3 protein-coding genes and 1 pseudogene are annotated in these 2,532 nt (G+C 64.1%); all 4 read right to left on the bottom strand.

From position 1 onward, the window contains the following. Positions 1–182 (bottom strand): annotated as a pseudogene (locus tag C5S61_RS01230) (sortase); the annotation flags it as partial. Positions 183–467: 285 nt separating this feature from the next. After that, positions 468–1,124: a hypothetical protein gene (locus C5S61_RS01220; protein ID WP_240614391.1), complete on the bottom strand. Its 657-nt coding sequence runs from the start codon at positions 1,122–1,124 to the stop codon at positions 468–470. Positions 1,125–1,132: 8 nt separating this feature from the next. Continuing rightward, the gene (locus C5S61_RS01215; RefSeq protein ID WP_240614389.1) at positions 1,133–2,038 is read right to left on the bottom strand and encodes a hypothetical protein; all 906 of its coding nucleotides are present in this window, start codon (positions 2,036–2,038) and stop codon (positions 1,133–1,135) included. Between the two features lie 13 nt (positions 2,039–2,051). Further along, positions 2,052–2,243 (bottom strand): hypothetical protein, encoded by a 192-nt coding sequence (locus C5S61_RS27025; RefSeq protein ID WP_205701339.1) that lies wholly within the window; start codon positions 2,241–2,243, stop codon positions 2,052–2,054. Positions 2,244–2,532: the final 289 nt, after the last annotated feature.

Below are 2,532 nucleotides of genomic sequence, written 5' to 3'. Positions count from 1 at the left end.
GCCACCACGGGCCGCATGCTCGGCAATGGGGGCAGCGCGGCCTGCCGCGCCTGCACCGCCTGCGTTGTCGCGACAAACGACCACACCACCCAGCCCACGCCGCTCAGCATGCCCAGTCCGGCCACCGCCACCAGCACGGTGACGAGGTGGATCAGGCGATGGGTCATGTCAATCTTCATCATGCACTCCTTGGGTCACGGGGATCTGAGCGGGACTCCCCAGTGACCAATCAATTGGTAACCATTCCCCCAACGGCAGCGGCGGAACTCCGACGCTATCCAGCCAAGGGCCAAGCATGGGCACGACCGCATCTTGGGTGGGCAACCACCCACCGAGCGGGGGCGGGGGCAGCGTGACCACCCCCGTTGCGAGCCGGGTCACCAACCAGCGCCGCAGCACCACGGCGAGCACGGTGACCACGGCCCAGCCCATTGTCCAGAGGACGATCACGCTTTGGATGCCCGCACTCATCGCCGTCGGCTCCGTACACTGGTCGTGGTCGGGAGCGGCACAAGCACTGGAGCATCGAGCCGGAACCGCAGCGGTTGGCGTTCGCCCACGACCGTCAGCAGCCAGCTGTCCCCATCAGCCACGAGCGTGGCATGCGCCCCAATCACGGGCGGCGATGGCCGGGTGTGGACGGCCAGTTGGGCGGTGGCGCGGGCAATCGTCAAGGGTGCGGGATCGTCCCACGTCACCAGATAGGGTGGTGTGAGCATGCGGCCCATCACCGTCGTCAGCCACGGCCAGACAATCCGCATCAGTTGCATCGTGGTCACCCCCACAGGCAACGCGATCACCACCGTACCCCGCCCAACCAGCACCGTTTCCACGGCCTCGGCTTGCGTCGCGATATCGGCCAGATCAACCAGCAGCACCTGCGGCAGATAGCGCAGCGCCTCGGCCACCGCCTGCGGGGCCAACACCACCGCACTACTGCCGCCCCCCCCTTCACGCTGCATCACGCGCGGGATCAGGCTCTGGAGCAGGGTTGTCGCGTCGGCCAGCGCGGGATACAGCAGCTGCACCACCAGTCCCGCCCGCCACGCTAGGTACAGAGGTTGAGGATAGGCCGTGCTATGTCCCATCAGCACCCCCCGCGCGGCATCGGTCAAGACCGTCATGTCCGCGCTCATGCCAGCCTCCGAGGCCAGAGCATCCATGCCACGACCAGCGTCACCAGCACCACTAAGCCAATCGGCAGCCCAACGGGCATCCCATCATCACTGGCGGTTACGGGAAAGGTGCGCTGCGGCTGCGCAGCGGGTCGGGGCGTGGCACTTGGTTGGGCAATCCCAGCGACTTTGGGAGTGACGCTCGACCAGGCCGTGTTGTTCTCGGTGGAGGTTTCGGTCGTGGTCGTGCTTGCCTGTGCAAGGTTGGTCAAGGGGCCGTCGAGGGAGGCCACGGTGCCATCGATCCAGATGGTGATTGTTTGTCCAGCAGACAATTCCGCGATTTGAACACTGACAATGCCGTCGACGAGCGTTGCCTCGCCGAGACTGGTCGTGACGTGCAAGCCGCGAAAAAAGCCGGGCAAGACATCACGCACCACCACATTGGACGCTGGAGCACTGCCGCGATTGTGCACCGTCAACGTCCAGCGCAGGCTATCGCCGACGGCCACCGTTTGCTGATCCACTGTTTTTTCCAGCACCAGATCGGGCAAGGCCACGGGAGTCACCGTTGCGCCGTCGCTCGGCGTTGCGGTGGGCAGCACGGTCGCGGTCGCCGTCGGGGTCAGCTCGATCGGCGTTGCCGTCAGGTCGAATGGCTGGCGGGTTGGGCGTGGGGTCACCGTTGCGCCATCACTTGGGGTTGTCGTGGCCAGCGGTTTGTCGGTGGGCTGTGGCGTTGCGGTCGGATTGGGAACCTCGGTTGGCACATCCGTCGGCAATTCCGTTGGTTCGGGCGAGGGGGTCAAGCTCATCGCCTGCTGGGCTGCGCTCGATTGCGCGGGAAAGAGTTTATGAAAGCCCATCACCAGCGCCACCACGACCATACTCACAAAGGCGATTGTTTCAATACGTTTCAGCATCGGGTTCCTCCTCCTACCGCACGACGGCAGGCATATACACGGTCTGCATCCGCACGGTCACCGGGCCATACCAGGTGGTTTGCCCGTTTAATTCGACTTCTTCCAGCCAATACGACCACTGGCCCAGCGGCCCGGTCGCATGGGTATCCGTCATCCGGTAGCTGCCACCCGTCGCGCCCTGCGAGGGAATCAGGCTGGTGGTCACCCGCGTTGCATCATTGCGATTCGGAGTCGTACTCCGATAGAGCTGGAAACCGAGGGTATTGACTTCACTGCCCGTGACCCAGTGCAGATCGACGGCGTTGCCAGAAGCTAGGGCCGCAAACGATACCAGGCTGATGCTCGTTGGGAACTAAAAGTAAATTCCCCATGCGCATCAAGCTTATTGTTCATGATGCCGTAACTGCCCGTAAGCGCTGCGCCGTGGTTGGTGGCTGATGCCGTTTGTTCGTCGTCGCCCAGCGCTGGATGAGGGCCGCAAGCCGTGTGAGTAC

This window comes from Herpetosiphon llansteffanensis, from assembly GCF_003205875.1.
GTDB classification, from domain to species: Bacteria; Chloroflexota; Chloroflexia; order Chloroflexales; family Herpetosiphonaceae; genus Herpetosiphon; species Herpetosiphon llansteffanensis.
This window is presented reverse-complemented; position numbering and strand designations above follow the sequence as displayed.

Bases quoted from the DNA above. Each gene is read 5' to 3' on its own strand.
- C5S61_RS01220 (WP_240614391.1), bottom strand. From the start codon at position 1,124: ATGACGGTCTTGACCGATGCCGCGCGGGGGGTGCTGATGGGACATAGC.
- C5S61_RS01215 (WP_240614389.1), bottom strand. From the start codon at position 2,038: ATGCTGAAACGTATTGAAACAATCGCCTTTGTGAGTATGGTCGTGGTG.